The organism is Cypionkella sp. (assembly GCF_030652235.1).
Lineage (GTDB): Bacteria > Pseudomonadota > Alphaproteobacteria > Rhodobacterales > Rhodobacteraceae > Cypionkella.
Genome location: NZ_JAUSBA010000034.1, coordinates 62,222 through 78,250, shown reverse-complemented (window position 1 = coordinate 78,250; position 16,029 = coordinate 62,222). Strand labels below are relative to the sequence as shown.

Below are 16,029 nucleotides of genomic sequence, written 5' to 3'. Positions count from 1 at the left end.
TGCATCAGCTGTTGGGCCGCACGCGTGCCGCACTTTTGTCGGCAAAGGCTGCAAGCCGCGCACGTGCCTCTGGCTGCGTGTTCACCACGCCCGCCATCACAGCTTCGGCATAGGCCGCATCCATTGCTGACATGTTTTGCATATGGCTGACCGCCGAGCAGATAGCAAAGTTTGACAGCGGCAAATTCTGCGCGGCCTTGCGGGCCAGTTCCATCGCCGCGTCAAGGCTTGACCCCTTGGTGATGTATTGCGCCAGCCCCAGATCGACGGCCTCTTGCCCTTGGTAGACGCGGCCCGTCAACATCATGTCGATCATCCGGGCCTTGCCCACCAGATCGGTGACCCGAATTGTCGCACCGCCGCCAGTGAACAGGCCGCGCTGGCCTTCGGGCAGCGCAAAGTAAGTCGTTTGGTCCATCACGCGGATATGGGCGGCGCTGGCCAGTTCCAGCCCACCGCCGACAACCGCACCCTTCAGCGCCGCAATGATCGGCACACCGCCATATTCCATCTTGTTGAACGCCTCGTGCCAGCGCAGGCACAGATGCATGAAATCTGCCGGGCTGCGATCGGCCTGATGGTGTTCGATCAGATCCAACCCGGCGCAGAAATGATCGCCCGATCCGGCCAGAACGATGGCGCGGACACCGGCGCGTGGCGCTTTGGAGAAGAACTCCACCAGTTCTTCAATCGTGTGGGAATCCAAGGCGTTGCGTTTGGTTGGGCGGTTCAGGGTTACGACCCAGACACCGTCGTCATGCGCCACGATGGCCAGATTCTTGAAGCACGCGGTGTCGAGTTGAAGGGTCATTCTGCAGTCCTGTTCAAAATGTAAGGGGGTATCAGAAAACGGTGTCCAACAGGCTTGCCGCGCCGTCGATGACGCGGGAACGCTGAAGGCCCGTCTCCGTCAGGATGTGATGGGCGTAAAAGTGCGCGGTTGCGATCTTTGCAGACATGAAGGCGTGGTCGCAGTCCTGCGCCGCTTCGGCCACAAGCACCGCGCGCGCCATCTGCCAGCCCGCCACCAGATTGCCCGCCAGCATCAGATAGGGTACGGCCCCGGCATAGGCCTGGTTCGGGGAGGAGGTCAGCAGATGGGCGACGACGGCCTGAAAGTCCTGCCGCGCTGAACCCAGCCGCGCCGCGATGTCCTGCGCCACCGACGAGCCCTGTTGCAGGTCTTGTTCCGTCAAGGCAATCATCTCGGCGATACGACCCGCGGTGGCCCCGCCATCCCGCAGGGTCTTGCGGCCCAAAAGATCATTGGCCTGAATGGCGGTCGTACCCTCATAGATCGGCAAGATGCGGGCATCGCGGTAGTGTTGGGCCGCGCCCGTGTCTTCGATAAAGCCCATGCCACCGTGGATTTGCACCCCCAAAGAGGCGATATGCACGCTCATTTCCGTGCAGAACCCTTTGACCAGTGGCACGAGGAATTCCGCCATGGCCACATCGGACGTATCCTGCCAACCGGCGGCAACGGCCGAAAGCGCGCGGCAGGCTTCGGTCGTGGCGCGCATATGGGCCAGCATCCGGCGGACGTCGGGGTGATGGATGATGGCAACCGCCCCTTGGGCGCTGCCGTCAACCGGGCGACCCTGAAGGCGGGTTTTGGCATAGGCCAGCGCCTGTTGATAGGCGCGTTCACCCACTGCAACTCCTTGAACGCCCACGGCGAAGCGGGCGGCGTTCATCATGGTGAACATATAGTCCAGCCCGGCATTTTCGCGGCCAATCAGAAAGCCCGTCGCACCTTCGAATTCCATCACGCAGGTCGGGCTGGCCCGGACGCCCAGCTTGTGTTCGATGCTTTGGCAGCGAACGGCATTGCGCGGGCCAAGGCTGGCATCGGCGCTGACCAGAAATTTCGGCACCACAAACAGGCTGATCCCCTTGATGCCCTTAGGTGCGTCTGGCGTGCGGGCCAGAACAAGGTGGATGATATTTTCGGCCAGATCATGCTCGCCATAGGTGATGTATATCTTGGTGCCGGTGATCTTGTAGGTGCCGTTCTGTTGCGCATCCGCCCGCGTGCGCAGTAAGGCCAGATCGCTGCCCGCCTGCGGTTCGGTCAGGTTCATCGTGCCCGTCCAGGTGCCGGAAACCAGCTTGGGCAAGTAAGTCTGTTTCATCTGCGCACAGCCAAAGTGGCGCAGCGCCTCTATCGCGCCATCGGTCAGCAGGGGGCACAGCGCAAAGCTTATATTGGCGGCGTTCAGAATCTCGCCTGCCGCAGCGCCGACCGCGCGCGGCAGGTCCTGCCCGCCAAACTCTGACGGATGGACAAGCCCCTGCCAGCCCATCGCGACGTATTTGCCGTAAGCCTGACGAAAGCCCGCAGGTGTCTGGACTTGGCCTTGATCACAGCGCGAACCCTCGCGGTCGCCCGGGGCGTTCAGGGGGGCTACTTCCTCGGCGCAAAAGCGGCCGAATTCTTCCAAGACGGCGGCGGCCATCTCCAGATCGCCCGGGTTCGGCGCGATATGGGCGATGTTGAACATCATGTCTCTGACGGGGGCTTCGTAGGTCATGGCTGAGGCCCCATGTCGCGGGCCGTGGCGCGCAGGATGAACTTTTGTATCTTGCCGGTGGCCGTTTTCGGCAGACTGCCAAAGATCACGGTTTTCGGTGCCTTGAAATGAGCGATATGGGCGCGGCAAAATGCGATGACATCAGCTTCGGTCGTGGTAGCCCCGTCGCGCAGTTCGACGAAGGCGCAGGGGCTTTCGCCCCATTTCGGATGCGGGCGGGCGACGACAGCTGCCGCACTGATGGCTGGGTGACGGTACAGCACCGCCTCAACCTCGACCGACGAGATGTTTTCGCCACCCGAAATGATCACATCCTTCAGCCGGTCGCGAATCTGGATATAGCCATCGGGGTGCATGACAGCAGCATCCCCAGACCAGAACCAGCCGCCGTCAAAGGCCATCGCCGTGGCGGCGGCGTCCTTGTAGTAGCCCTTCATCACGGTGTTGCCGCGCATGGCGATTTCGCCCTGAGTCAGGCCATCACGCGGCACATCCAGCCCAGTCGTGCGGTCCACCACACGAATGTCTTCGACCATTGGAAAGGCCACACCCTGCATCGCCTGTTTCTCGGCGCGGGCCTGGGCGGCAAGGGCGTTCCACTCATCTTGCCACAGACATTGCGAGATATGGCCATAGGTTTCAGTAAGCCCGTAAACCTGCATCACATCCAGACCCAAGGCCGCCGCCTTTTCCAGAATGGCGGGTGGCGGCGGAGCGCCTGCGGTCAGAACCTTGATCTTGGGATCAAAGGGCTGCGCGGGCGCATCGGGGCTGTCGCACAGCATTTGCAGCACGATGGGTGCTGCACCCAGATGGGTGACGCGGTGCACAGTCATGGCCGCCAGCAACTTTGCGGGCGTGGCATCGCGGGTAAAGATCATATGGCCGCCGACAATCGCCATGGCCCATGGGTGGTTCCAGCCGTTGCAATGAAACATCGGCACGACCGACAGATAGGTCGGATGCGGCGGCAAGGCCCAGCCCGCCACCGTGCCCATGGCCATCAGATAAGCCCCGCGGTGGTGATACACCACGCCCTTTGGCCGCCCGGATGTGCCAGAGGTATAGTTCAGCGCCAACGCCTGCCATTCATCATCCGGAAGCGTCCAAGCCATCGGCGCGTGGGCTGCCAGATCATCATAGCTGGTCTGGCCAAAGCCAACAGCACCCGTCACATCAGTGATATCGACGACTGGAATGGTCTTGCCATTGATTTTGAACGCATGGCGCAGCAGTTGCACAAGAGCAGTATCGGCAATCACAAGCACGGAATCCGAGTGGTCGAGGATATAGGCAACCGTCTCGGGCTCTAGCCGCGTGTTGATTGTGTTCAACACCGCGCCCAGCAAGGGCACGGCATAATGCAGCTCGAACAGCGCGGGAATATTGGGGGCAAGGACCGAAACCGTATCCCCGCGCTTGACCCCCATCGCCGCCAACCCTGCGGCCACGCTGCGGCACCGCACCCCGGTCTGGCACCAAGTGCGGCTGGTATCGCCATAAGTCACGGCGGGATGGTTGGCGTAAACCATCTCGGCCCGCTTTAGGAACGACAGCGGAGACAGCGCCACATGGTTGGCGGCATCACGCGAAGGGGCGTCATAGTGCTGCTGCATGGCGTACCCTTACAAAAAAGGCAGTTCGACCAGCTTGGCCGCAACCTGCCCCTGATCGCGCAGCACCTGCACTGTTTCCCCCGCAAGAACCGACGCGTCAATCAAGGCATACCCGATATTGGCCTTCATGCGCGGCGACCAGACGCAATTGGTCATCATCCCGATCCGCTTGCCATCCCGCAGAATATCTTCGCGCCGAAAGCCCAAGGGGGCGGGCGTTTCCCCCTCCAACACTAGGCCCAGTTGGTGACGCTTCACCCCTTCGGCCTTGATCCGGCGCAGGGCCTGAATGCCCACAACATCGTCGGCCACATCCAGGTCAACATATTTACCCAGACGCACTTCGAACGGGTTGGTCGCTTCGTCGGTATCACCGCCAACCGAGACAAGACCGCTTTCCGTTCGCTCTGCTGTGGCAGGTGCGCCGGGGCCGATGCCCCAAGGCTGGCCCGCCTCTTTGAAGATATTCCACAGCTGGGTGCCGCGCGTCCCATCTTTCAGGTAGATCTCGAACCCACCTTGCTTGGACCAGCCAGACCGCTGCACCGCAACCGGAATTCCGGCAATCTCGGTCTCGCGAAACCAGAAATACTTCAGCCCCCGCACCCAATCACCCATGACATGGGCAACGACATCCTCGGCCTTTGGGCCTTGCAGGGCCATGGGTGACACATCTGGTTCGCTGACCTCGACATTCAGGCCCCGTTCGGCTGCAATCGAGCTGGCCCAGAACCAGATGTCACTGTCGGCAATCGACAGCCAATACAGATCATCTGCCAGTTTCAACAGGATAGGGTCGTTGATGATCGTGCCGCGATGATTGCACAACGGCACATATTTGCCCTGACCGACCTTGCAACCCGACAGATCGCGCGGCGACAATATCTGCGCCAGAACGCCAGCATCCGGGCCCTTCAACTGCACTTGCCGCTCCACGCCCACGTCCCATTGCGAGACGCCATTGATCAGCCGCCAGTATTCTGCCTGCGGATCACCGTAAGAGGTCGGCATGATCATCCGGTTGTAGATGCTGGCGGCGGTCATGCCTTCGGCAACAGCCGAGGCGTAAAATGGCGACGGGCGCAGACGCGCCGTTGGGAAAACTGCAAACATCGGACCCCCCTTGGATGCCTTTCAATGATCCCACTGGCACGGTTTGGTCAAACGACGTATTCAGGGGCAATGCCTGTACAAAAAGTTATGGCGATGTTTTGAGGCGCGTATGAACCTTGATCTTCCTCCCCTGACATGGCTGCGTGCCTTTGAGGCTGCGGCCCGGACTTTAAGCTTCACCCAAGCGGCGGGCGAGTTGCACATCACCCAAGCCGCCGTTTCCAAACATGTGAAATCGCTTGAGCACCACCTGCGGCGGCCCCTTTTCCTTCGCCGTCCGCGTGGGCTGGAGCTGACCAAATCCGGGGCCGCCTATCTGCCGAAAGTCCAGGATGCGATGGAACGTCTGGCCATGGGCACGAGAGAGGTCTTCGGTCAGCGCCGCACCAGCAGCGCCCTGACCGTGCGCTGCGCGGTGTCCTTCGCGGTCAACTGGTTGTCCCCGCGCCTGCCCAATTATCTGGACCGTCATCCGGGCAAGACCATCCGCCTGTTGTCCAGCGTCTGGAACGACGCCTTTGACACCGAAGATTTCGACCTTGATATCCAATATGGTAAGGGGCACTGGCCGGGCTTCAACAGCCACCGTCTGACATGGGAGACGGTCACCCCGCTGTGTGCGCCCGACTTGCCAGCCCGGATCGCCCTCAAAAAGCCAGAAGATCTGTGCCAGCACAGGCTGCTGCACGTGCTGGGCTATCAAGAGGGCTGGGGCGTCTGGCTTAAAGCGGCAGGCGCCCATCACGTCGACGCAGGCTCGGGGCTGCATCTGGACACGTCTTTGACGGCATTTGAGTTGGCAGCGCATGGCGGGGGCGTCGCACTGGGGCGCAAATCGCTTGCCGGACATGCGCTGAAGTCCGGACGGCTTGTAGCACCATTTGATCTTGCCGTCCCGATTGACGAGGCGTTCCACCTGATCAAACCCGCAGGCAGCAGCACGCATCCGGATACAGACTTGTTTGTCCATTGGCTGCTATCCGAGGGGCATGAGACGCAAAAAGCACCAACACCCGTAGACCTAAACTGAATTGCTGGACCGTGACAGCAGCAGAATTGAACGACCCGTTGATGGCGCCGTGATGAGAATTCCAAAGAGGCGGTATGGGCGGAGAACCTCGATCCCGGCGCGCAGGGATTGTGTGAGGCGATCTGCTTCATGATGGCGCTGCGCCGGGTGCGAGATCCTTCACCAGCGGCTTGCGGTTCAGCCAGTTTTCGAAGGTCCAGGCCCGGGCGATGCTGGTCAGGCGCTTCACACTCTCCTGCGCTCCTCCTTCGGCCCTTTCGGTGAGGCAAGCGCCAGACGCAGTTTGCGCTTGGCTGCGGCATCAGCGGTGCTGATCTCGCGCAGCAATCACGCCAGTCGTTCGGTGCCCCGCGCCTTAAGGTTCTTTGCATTGAGGGTGGATTTCGACGCGATGTGGATTCCGCTTCTTTTTTGCACATTATAGCTCTGCGGCCGAAAGACCGGAACCTGCGTTCCGATTCGCGGGAACCAGCGTTTCCGCTCGAAAGCGCGATGCAACCCGTGCGTCTGTTCCCGGCTTACACCCTCAATGAAACCTCTCAATCCTTCAGAAGCGTGGCATAAACTGAGGTTTTTACACGACCTCGGCGGAAAGCGGACATTCTCAGCTGGGTCGGTGCGGATGCTTGGACTTGCGAAAGCGGCCCATCGCTCGCCTCTGCATCCGTCACGACGACACTCAGATCCCCAGCGCGCGTTTGCGGGTTTCGGACCAGCGGGTGATCAGATGATCCGTCATAAGCCCCATGAAGGCCACGGCGAAACCCAGCACCAAACCTTTGCCCACATCGGTGGAGGAAAGAGCGCGCTGCATTTCCTGACCCAGATCTTGCGTGCCGATGAAGGCCGCGATGATCACCATAAACAGCGAGAACATCACCGATTGATTGGCACCAACCAGCATAGTCGGCAGCGCCATCGGCAGACGCACATGCCATAGCACCTGAGCACGTGTCGCCCCACTCATATCCGCCGCCTCAATCATTTCTGGCGGCACGTTGCGCAAGCCTTCGATGGTGTAGCGCACCATGGGCACGGCGGCAAACACCACCACGGCGGCGACGACTGCCACGTCATTGACGCCAAACAGCATGATGACGGGGATCAAGTAGATAAAGCTCGGGAAAGTCTGTGCCGTGTCACAGACCAGCAAGATACGCCCGGCGCGGATTGGGGTGCGCGCGCCCCAAATCGCCAAAGGAATGCCTAAAATCGCCGCAATCACCACTGAGATACAGACCATATACACCGTGATCATCGCCCGATCCCACCAGCCCGATGCAGCGATCAGGCCAAAATAGGCTACGCAGATCAGCGCGGATCGCAAGCCCCCAATCGCCCAGCCTACGGCGGCGAGGAGTAGCAGAACGGCGGTGAACGGCAGCCAAAGGTAGGCATCGCGCATCGGGATCAACACCCAAGTGATCAGAAACCAGCGCAGCCAGAGCGTGACCGGGGTGATCAGCCGGATCACCTGATCCATCAACGCATCTATCGGCCCTGCGACCGACAGCGCCTGCTTGCGCTCGACTTCCAGAAAATATGGGAAAAAATGCGCCAGCCCAAAGCCCAAGGCGCAGAGTGCCAGCCAGATCACCAACAGCCGATTGCGTATGAGCCAGGATGGACTTGCTGCCTCATGCACGGGCAGACGCAGCGCCCAGGCCTTGGTCAGCCTGTCCAGCGTCACCGCCAGCAAAACGATGGTCACACCGATTTCCACCGACAGGCCAATTTTCAGCGATTGCAGCAGTTGCAGCAATTTCTGCCCCAAGCCCGGCATGCCGATGAAACTGGCAAGCACCACCATGGCCAGACATTGCATGATGACTTGGTTGACGCCGATCAGAATCTCGGACCGCGCGGTGGGGATACGCGCCCGCGTCAGCAACTGCCAACGCGTGGCTCCTGACATTTTGCCAGCCTCGATCACTTCTTCGGGCACTTTCTTTAACCCCAGCAGCGTCATGCGGATCATCGGCGGCACCGAGAAGATAATGGTGACAATCGCGCCTGCTTTCGGCCCAACCCCGATGAACACCACGACCGGGATCATATAGGCGAAATGCGGCAGGGATTGCGCGATGCTGAGGATCGGGTTCAGCACCCGCTCAAACCGGGGCGACCGCCAAGCCAGCACGCCCAGCACAAGGCCCAGCGTCACTGAGAAGGGGGCCGCGACGACAATGACCGACAGCGTTTCCATCGCCCATTTCCATTGCCCCATCAGCGCGATCCAGACAAACGTACCGCCGCTGATCAGCCCCAAGCGCCAACCTTTTAGCGCATAGCCGGCCATAAAGGCAGTGACAGCGATGACGCTCCACGGGATCGGGCCAAGGTTCGGCCAGCGGCTTTTGCCGTAAAGCAGGTTGGCGGTGACGTTCAGCAACCATTCCACCACATCCGAAAAAGCCCGCGTCACCGCCATCAGGCCCAGATCGTTTTGCAGGAAAGCGAAGACCGCGTTGATCCAATCGGCGAAGGGCAACACCAGCCATTCCGGCGGGCGGATCATGCCTTGCGGCAGAACAGTCTTGAACAGCATCAGCCCTACGGCCAGCGCCAACAGCAGTTTGGCGGTGCCAGCATAGCGCTCAGACCGCCCCATCAATGTGCATCCCCGAGCAGCACATCCAGCGCCGTTTGCCGCAACACTGATCCGATCACTGCGCCCTTATCGTTGATCACCGGAATCTCGACGCGCGGGTCCGAGATCAGTTGTCGGGCCAGATCGCGAATGGTGCGATATGCGGCCACGGGTTCGCCTGTGGCGGGTGCGGTCAGCGGGGCGACAAGACTGCCGATATGCACCACGCGGGCGCGGTCAATCTCGGAGGTGAATTTTGCGACATATTCGGTGGCCGGATGCAGCACGATCTGATCGGGGGTGTCGCATTGCTCAACCCGACCGTCTTTCATGATCGCAATACGGTCAGCCAGACGCAGAGCTTCGTCAAAATCATGAGTGATGAAGATGATCGTCTTGTTCATCATGCCCTTTAGCCGCAGGAATTCATCCTGCATCTCGCGCCGGATCAGCGGGTCCAGCGCCGAAAACGGTTCGTCCAGAAACCAGATGTCAGGCTCGACCGCCAGGGACCGCGCGATGCCGACGCGCTGCTGCTGGCCGCCGGAAAGTTCGCGCGGGAAGTAATCTTCGCGGCCTTTCAGGCCCACCAGCTCCAGCATTTCGCGGGCACGGGCGTAACGGGTGCTGCGATCCTGTCCGCGCATTTCCAGCGGGAAGGCGACGTTTTCCAGAACTGAGCGATGCGGCAGCAGGCCAAAGCTTTGAAACACCATGCCCATCTTGCTGCGGCGCAGGTCGATCAGTTCGGATTCCGAAAGCGTCGCAATGTCGCGGCCTTCGACCGTGACCGAACCGCCGGTAATCTCGATCAACCGCGACAGACAGCGCACCAGCGTGGATTTTCCCGAGCCCGACAGGCCCATGACAACCAGCATTTCGCCCCGCCGGACGTCAAGATTAACATCGCGCACCGCATGGACGTAGCCTGCCTGCGACAAACCCGGATCGGCCTTCAGCTGCACCAGATGCTGCGCCGGGTTCGGCCCGAAAATCTTTGAGACATTGCGGCAGGTGATAACGCTTTCCGTCATGCGGGAACCTCAATCTTAAGCAAAGGATCGGCCCATCCCGCAATGCGCTGGATGGGCCAAGAAATACGACTGTTCGGCTTAGTTCAGCCAAGCTTTCCAAACGTCCGGATTTGCATCCATCCAGGCCTTTGCTGCATCTTCAGGCTCCATGCCGTCGATATCGACCAGTTTCGCCATCTCGGCGATCTGCGGGTTGGTCAGGCTGACTTTGGCCAGTGTGGCATAGGCTGCTGGCCACTTGTCTTTCATGCCATCCCAAGCGGCGATCTTCATATAGCCGTTGGCAGGGTTGCCGCAGTCGAAGGTCTTGTCGGGGAAAGGCCCGACCGAGGGGTCTTCATTGCAGCCCGGCACCCATTCGGGGAAGTTCACGAATTCGCCCGGCCAGACGGCTTCGGCGAAGTTCGGGGTCCAGTTGAACACCACGATCGGCGTTTTGGTCTTTTCGGCAGCACCAATTTCCGCCCAGATCGCGGCGGCAGAGCCTGCGTTGACCACGGCGAAATTCATTGCCAAAGCATCAACCTTTTCCTGATCGTGCTTCAACCAATCCACCGGGCCGCCCAGAAAACGGCCCTTCTCGCCGGTTTCCGGGGTTTTGAACAAGGCCGCACATTCGTTCAGGGCCTTCCAATCGGGCAGACCGGGGCAGGCTTCTTTGGTCCAAGCAGGATACCACCAATCCTCGCGCGTGACGGCATTGTGGGCCCCCGCCGCATGGATGCCGCCTTTGGCCACGGCGGCATCAAAAGACGCGCCAAACGCGCCTTCCCAGACTTCCATTTCCAGCGACGCGTCGCCCAGACGGATCGATTCGTAAACCGCCTGACTGTCGGTTGTGACATATTCCACGCTGTTGCCCATCGAGGTGAAGACATCACCGACGACATGGCTCATCACAATCTGGCTAGACCAGTTGTGCAGTGGGATCATGATCGGATCAGTCGAATCTGCGGCCCAAACGGCAGGTGCCAGCAAAACCAGTGACGTTGCGCCGGCAAGCAGTGTTTTGATAGATTTCATGGTGCAATCCCTGTTGGATATCCGCGCCTGCGCGCAGTGTTTCGCGGGAAGTTTACGGACTTCCCTGCGACTCAAGGCTAGGGATGGGTTGTGAACGCGTCAGACCTTCGCGATGAACGGACTCGCATTGTTTGTAAAAAATTGTTAACAGAGGGAAACACACCAGACGGAAGGGCCGATGGCGTCCAGACCAGCGCATATTGTCATTGTCGAAGACGAGCCGGTGACTCGCAGCACGTTGGCCAGCTATCTGGGATCATTCGGCTATCGCATATCGGAATGTGACACGGCGGAGAAAGCCGAGAAAATCCTCGCGCAGAACACCGCCGATCTGCTGATTGCCGACATCAATTTGCAGGGCAAAGACGGGTTAGAGATCACCCGCGAACTGCGGGCACGTTCGGAAATCGGCATCATCTTGTTGTCGGGCCGCACCGATGACGTGGACCGCATCGTCGGGCTGGAGCTTGGTGCGGATGATTATGTCTGCAAACCCTTCAATCGACGCGAATTGCTGGCGCGGGTGAAGAACCTGTTGCGGCGCACCACTGCCATGCGGGCGATGACGCGGCGGGTGTTTCAGTTCAACGGCTTTAGCTTTGACGTGGCCTCTCGGCAGGTGACGGATGCCGCGGGCCAGTCGATTGTACTGACGCGAGCGGAATACGAGTTGCTGCGGGTTTTTGTGACCAATCCGGGGGCGGTGATGGACCGGGATCGGTTGATCATGGCGATCACCCACCGGCAAGATGGCACCAATACCCGCACGATAGATGTATTGGTGCAGCGGTTGCGCGCAAAATTCGGCGATGATCCGAAGGCGCCGCGCATCTTCACCACATCGCATGGCGAAGGCTATGTGTTTACTGCGCAGCTTGGGTGAGGCTGGGGTCAAGCACGGTTAGGGCTGTTTCGATGGCCAAACGGCTTTCCTCGGCCAAGGACGGCAATAGTTGAAGGCTAATCTCAAGCTGGGTGGACGGGGCAAGCTTGGCCGAACCCTCGATCTGGTCCAAATGCGCAGCAAGCATAGGCAGATCAAAGTTCCCCGTAGCCCCTTTCAGATGATGGGCTGCCCGAGCCAAAGCCACAAAATCGCTGGACACGGCAGCGGCGGCGATGACAACCAACCCCTTCTGCAAGTTTTCCAAAAACATACGCGCCAGCCCGCAGGCTCGCTCAACCCCCATATCGGACGCGAGATCGAACAGAACATGTCGATCAGGCACAACTTCAAGCAATGCGGCTGCCAGCGCGTTAAACGACAAAGGTTTCGGCAAGATCGCTGACATTCCGGCCCGCAGATTTTCCAGCCTATCCGCTTCCTGCACATGCGCCGAAACCCCGATGATCGGCAGGCCCGCAATCCGCGCATCCACTGTTCCCCGGATCATCCGCGTCGCCTCGGTGCCGGAAAGGCCCGGTAAGTTTACATCCATCAGGATCACGTCAAATCTCGCGTCTCGCAGCACCGATAATGCAGCCTCAGCGGTTCCAACCACATGCACCTGATGCCCCATATCTTCTAGGTAGGTTTGAATAACCATCTGATTGATATCGTTATCTTCTACCACCAAAGCGTGCAGTTTTCGGGCAGTGGATTGAACCGGTACATCCACGACATCAACAGGCAAATCAGCCGCCTTACCGGGGCGGAAGCCTGCCTCCAGCGTGAACACCGTGCCCGCACCGGGGGCGCTTTGAACGGTCAATGACGCCCCCATCGCATCCGCAAACCGTCGACAAATCGCAAGGCCCAATCCCGTACCGCCATACTGCCGCGCGGTCTGCGCGTCTTCTTGCTCGAATACGCCAAAAATCCGCTCTTGCGAGGCTTCGGCAATGCCCTTGCCGGTATCACTGACGGCAAAGCTCAATATAGAACCGTCCGCGTCGTTCCGCGATGTGACGCTTAAGCCAACTTCGCCTTGCTCGGTAAATTTCACCGCATTGGAAACCAGATTGAACAAGATTTGTCGCAGTTTGCCCATATCGCCTACCACCGCTGCCGGCAAAGCGGCGGGCACGTCCAGCCGCAGCACCAGCCCTTTTTCCTGCGCGCTCGGGCTCATCAACCCGACAATATCGCGCAACAGATCAGCCGGTGCGAACGCCACTTCAGCCAAGGTCGCGGCCCCGGCTTCAATTTTGGAGTAATCCAGAATGTCGTTCAAAATCACCATCAACCCCTCACCCGAGGCGTGTGCCGCGCGCAACTGGCGCTGTTGGCGCACCGATAACCCATCACGCCCCAGACTGCGCAACATCCCCAACACGCCATTCATCGGCGTGCGAATCTCATGGCTCATCATGGCAAGAAATTCTGACTTGGCGCGGTCGGCAGTCTCGGCCCGCTTGCGGGCTTCGGCATGGGCGCTGACCTCGCCGCGCAACTGTTTGGTTTGCTCGGCCACCAGCAGTTGCAGCTCAAGACGGTGACGGCGCAACTCGGCCAGATTCTGATCGCGCTCGGCTTCCAGCGCGTGGTTTTCAATGCCTTGCAGGCGAAACACCTCTACAGCCGCTTCCATTTCTGCAATTTCGTCAGTGCCGTGTGGGGTGATGCGCCCCACCGCTTCGCCATCGGCAAGTCGCGTCATCGTGGCCGACAGCGCGTCCAGACGGCGGGTGATATTGCCGCGCACATATATCCAGACAACCGCCAGAGAAATCAGCAAGGCCGCCACCGATCCCCAGACATATAGCTGCTGCGTGGTGCGGATCGCTGCGCTGGCCTCTGCCCCTGCCAAAACCGCCCGCCCACTGATCTGATCGGCTAGCGCTTGCGCCTCGCGCTCCAGACGCACCGCCGCCTCGCGGACGTCACTTTGCGCCACGGCGATCAGGCGGTTCAAATCAAGGATGCCTTTGGTAAGGCTGAACATATCCGCAGAATCTGGCGGCGGGGCAGAGCTGGGTCGGATCATCTGCAACAGCGCGAAGGCTCGCTCGGCCCGGATCGGATCATTCACCGCCAGAATACGACGCATCACAATGTCGATGCGAGACTGCAACTCTGCCTGCACCTGCGCAAGCTCTGCCGGGTTTTGCACCGTCGCAATCCGGTTCAACAACAACCCCACCTCACCAATATAAGAGCGCATTTCAGACATCTGACCTTGGCGGAACAAATCGACTTCGATCAGCTTATCCAACGTATCCAATCGCTTGTTGGTGTCTGGTCCCGCGTCTTCCAGATCATAAAGGCTAGAGATTACCGCCGATGTGCCCATTTGGGCGTTCGCCACCAAAGTATCGGCAATTTCCAACAACTCGGTCGTGGCAGTCAGACCGGCGTGCAGCCGGGCGCTCTGTGCCGCGATGGCAATGATGCGGTCCTGCACCAGACGGTCAAGCCGCTCGATACCACTGCGGACATCGGCTTCGGCCTGTTCCAGCCCTGCCGGGATCACATCCCCCGTGCCTTCATAGCGCGCAACCCGCTGTTTCAGCGCATCGGCTTGGGCAACCAGATAGCCCGCACGTTTCCGCCGTGCCGCTTCCGTCGTGACGGCCGCAAGTTCGGGTGCGACCACGACAATCCGGCTGATTTCCTCGGTAAAGCCGCGCACTTCGGAAATCGCCGGAATGGTTTGCTTGATGACATTGGTTTGGTTGCGCGCGACCTTCTGCAACTCGATCCAACCCAGAACCCCGGTCAGAGTCGGCAAGCCCGCGATGACCAAAAAGGCCATCAGCAGCATACGCCCCAAACTGACGCGTGATGGGCTGGACTTGTGCAGCATCTTCCGTAACCTTACCCGGGATCTGGGATCAGATTACAGGGGATGGAAGCAAAGGCATGAGATTTTTGCGACATATCCTATTTGCGAGCTGCGCCGTCTTCGCCAGCCAATCCGCGCGCGCTGAATCTTGGCAACTGGAAGCGCCAACGGTGCCGTTTGACGATGACAGCCAAACGCAGCCGCTGCTTTATCAGCCGCTTGACCACGCAGCCAAGCCGTGGCGGCTTTGCGTACTCTATCCGCATCTGAAAGACGCCTATTGGCTGAGCGTCAATTATGGCATGGTCGAAGAAGCAAACCGGCTTGGAGTTTCCTTCGACCTGTACGAGGCGGGCGGCTATCCAAACCTCGACCGTCAGATCGAACAGGTCAAGGCCTGCGGCAAGCGCCATATGGATGCCCTGATTATTGGACCAGTGTCTTATGACGGCCTGTCCCCTGCGGTTCTGGACATTGCCCAACAGATGCCCGTCATCGCAGCGGTAAACGACATGGACGATGCAGGCATCTCGGCCAAAGCCAGCGTGTCTTGGCGGGAAATGGGCGCGGCGGCGGGTCGCGCCATCGCCCAACGGCATCCAAAGGGCAGCCCTGCGGTCAAGCTGGCGTGGTTCCCCGGCCCCAAAGGTGCGGGTTGGGTGCAATTCGTAGAACAGGGGTTTTTCGAAGCCCTTGCTGAAAGTTCGGCGCAGATCGTTGCCACGCGCTACGGCGATACCGGGGTTGATCAGCAGGTGCTTTTGGTTGAAGACATTCTCGACAGCGTGCCAGAGGTGAACTACCTCGTCGGCAGCGGTCCGATGGCAGAGGCCGCCGTTTCGATCCTGCGCGCCCGCAATTTGACCGGCCGGATCGGAATTGTCTCAACCTATGTCAGCCACGGCGTTTATCGCGGCATCAAGCGGGGACGCATTCTGGCAGCCCCTACTGATTTCGCCGTGCTGCAAGGCCGCTTGGCGGTCGAACTTGCGGTGCGGGCCATCGAAGGCAATCTGACGATCCGGCATGCGGGGCCACGCATTGTCACGCTGACGCCCGAAAACATCGACGAGATCGGCACACAAGAATCCCTCACACCCGCGTCATTCGTCCCGGTGTTCAAGGTATCGAACTGACCCAGCCGGCCGCTTGCCAAGTTGATTGGGTGTACTCTCCATGCCATCACCGCGTTAAACGACGGCTCTCTGAGAAAAATACCGTGCGCGCGGCCTCACTGTACAAGCGTCACGCGCGGATCTGCGCGCTCTGATCGCAAGTTGCGAAGCGTCCCGCACCGCGGGCTGGGCCTTGGCGGCAACCGCCAAATCACGCGCATAGCCCCCCGGTCAGCGGCGATGGCGGCG

At 60.0% G+C, this 16,029-nt stretch carries 11 protein-coding genes; 3 read left to right on the top strand and 8 right to left on the bottom strand.

Annotation, left to right across the window (positions count from 1 at the left end; all coding sequences use genetic code 11):
- Positions 1 to 4 precede the first annotated feature (4 nt).
- Genes Q7V03_RS10955 through Q7V03_RS10940 form a run of 4 tightly spaced genes read right to left on the bottom strand, consistent with a single transcriptional unit; the run spans position 5 to position 5,263 of the window.
- Positions 5 to 811 carry a crotonase/enoyl-CoA hydratase family protein gene (locus Q7V03_RS10955; RefSeq protein WP_304925637.1) on the bottom strand — a complete coding sequence of 269 codons (807 nt, stop codon included), beginning with the start codon at positions 809 to 811 and terminating at the stop codon, positions 5 to 7.
- Positions 812 to 842: 31 nt separating this feature from the next.
- Positions 843 to 2,534: an acyl-CoA dehydrogenase gene (locus Q7V03_RS10950; RefSeq protein WP_304925636.1), complete on the bottom strand. Its 1,692-nt coding sequence runs from the start codon at positions 2,532 to 2,534 to the stop codon at positions 843 to 845.
- On the bottom strand, positions 2,531 to 4,150 hold the full coding sequence (locus Q7V03_RS10945; protein ID WP_304925635.1) for an AMP-binding protein: 1,620 nt from the start codon (positions 4,148 to 4,150) through the stop codon (positions 2,531 to 2,533). The genes Q7V03_RS10950 and Q7V03_RS10945 overlap by 4 nt, the downstream gene beginning before the upstream one ends.
- Before the next feature lie 9 nt (positions 4,151 to 4,159).
- Positions 4,160 to 5,263: a glycine cleavage T C-terminal barrel domain-containing protein gene (locus tag Q7V03_RS10940; protein ID WP_304925634.1), complete on the bottom strand. Its 1,104-nt coding sequence runs from the start codon at positions 5,261 to 5,263 to the stop codon at positions 4,160 to 4,162.
- Positions 5,264 to 5,372: 109 nt separating this feature from the next.
- On the opposite strand from Q7V03_RS10940, the gene Q7V03_RS10935 reads away from it, so the two are divergent.
- Positions 5,373 to 6,293 carry a LysR substrate-binding domain-containing protein gene (locus Q7V03_RS10935; RefSeq protein WP_304925633.1) on the top strand — a complete coding sequence of 307 codons (921 nt, stop codon included), beginning with the start codon at positions 5,373 to 5,375 and terminating at the stop codon, positions 6,291 to 6,293.
- A gap of 679 nt (positions 6,294 to 6,972) precedes the next feature.
- Here Q7V03_RS10935 and Q7V03_RS10930 read toward each other — a convergent pair.
- The 3 genes from Q7V03_RS10930 to Q7V03_RS10920 form a co-directional block, all read right to left on the bottom strand.
- On the bottom strand, positions 6,973 to 8,904 hold the full coding sequence (locus Q7V03_RS10930; RefSeq protein ID WP_304925632.1) for a proline/glycine betaine ABC transporter permease: 1,932 nt from the start codon (positions 8,902 to 8,904) through the stop codon (positions 6,973 to 6,975).
- A complete protein-coding gene (locus Q7V03_RS10925) occupies positions 8,904 to 9,917 on the bottom strand; it encodes a glycine betaine/L-proline ABC transporter ATP-binding protein (RefSeq protein ID WP_304925631.1) in 1,014 nt (337 codons plus the stop codon). The genes Q7V03_RS10930 and Q7V03_RS10925 overlap by 1 nt, the downstream gene beginning before the upstream one ends.
- A 78-nt stretch (positions 9,918 to 9,995) precedes the next feature.
- Positions 9,996 to 10,940, bottom strand: a complete 945-nt coding sequence (locus Q7V03_RS10920) for an ABC transporter substrate-binding protein (RefSeq protein ID WP_304925630.1) — start codon at positions 10,938 to 10,940, stop codon at positions 9,996 to 9,998.
- Positions 10,941 to 11,118: 178 nt separating this feature from the next.
- Here Q7V03_RS10920 and Q7V03_RS10915 point away from each other — a divergent pair, with 178 nt between their 5' ends.
- Complete coding sequence (locus Q7V03_RS10915; RefSeq protein WP_304925629.1) at positions 11,119 to 11,823, top strand: response regulator; 705 nt, start codon at positions 11,119 to 11,121, stop codon at positions 11,821 to 11,823.
- Here the strand turns inward: Q7V03_RS10915 and Q7V03_RS10910 are convergent.
- The gene (locus Q7V03_RS10910) at positions 11,804 to 14,686 is read right to left on the bottom strand and encodes an ATP-binding protein (RefSeq protein ID WP_304925628.1); all 2,883 of its coding nucleotides are present in this window, start codon (positions 14,684 to 14,686) and stop codon (positions 11,804 to 11,806) included. The genes Q7V03_RS10915 and Q7V03_RS10910 overlap by 20 nt on opposite strands.
- 56 nt (positions 14,687 to 14,742) lie before the next feature.
- Here Q7V03_RS10910 and torT point away from each other — a divergent pair, with 56 nt between their 5' ends.
- Positions 14,743 to 15,801, top strand: a complete 1,059-nt coding sequence (torT, locus tag Q7V03_RS10905; RefSeq protein WP_304925627.1) for a TMAO reductase system periplasmic protein TorT — start codon at positions 14,743 to 14,745, stop codon at positions 15,799 to 15,801.
- Positions 15,802 to 16,029: the final 228 nt, after the last annotated feature.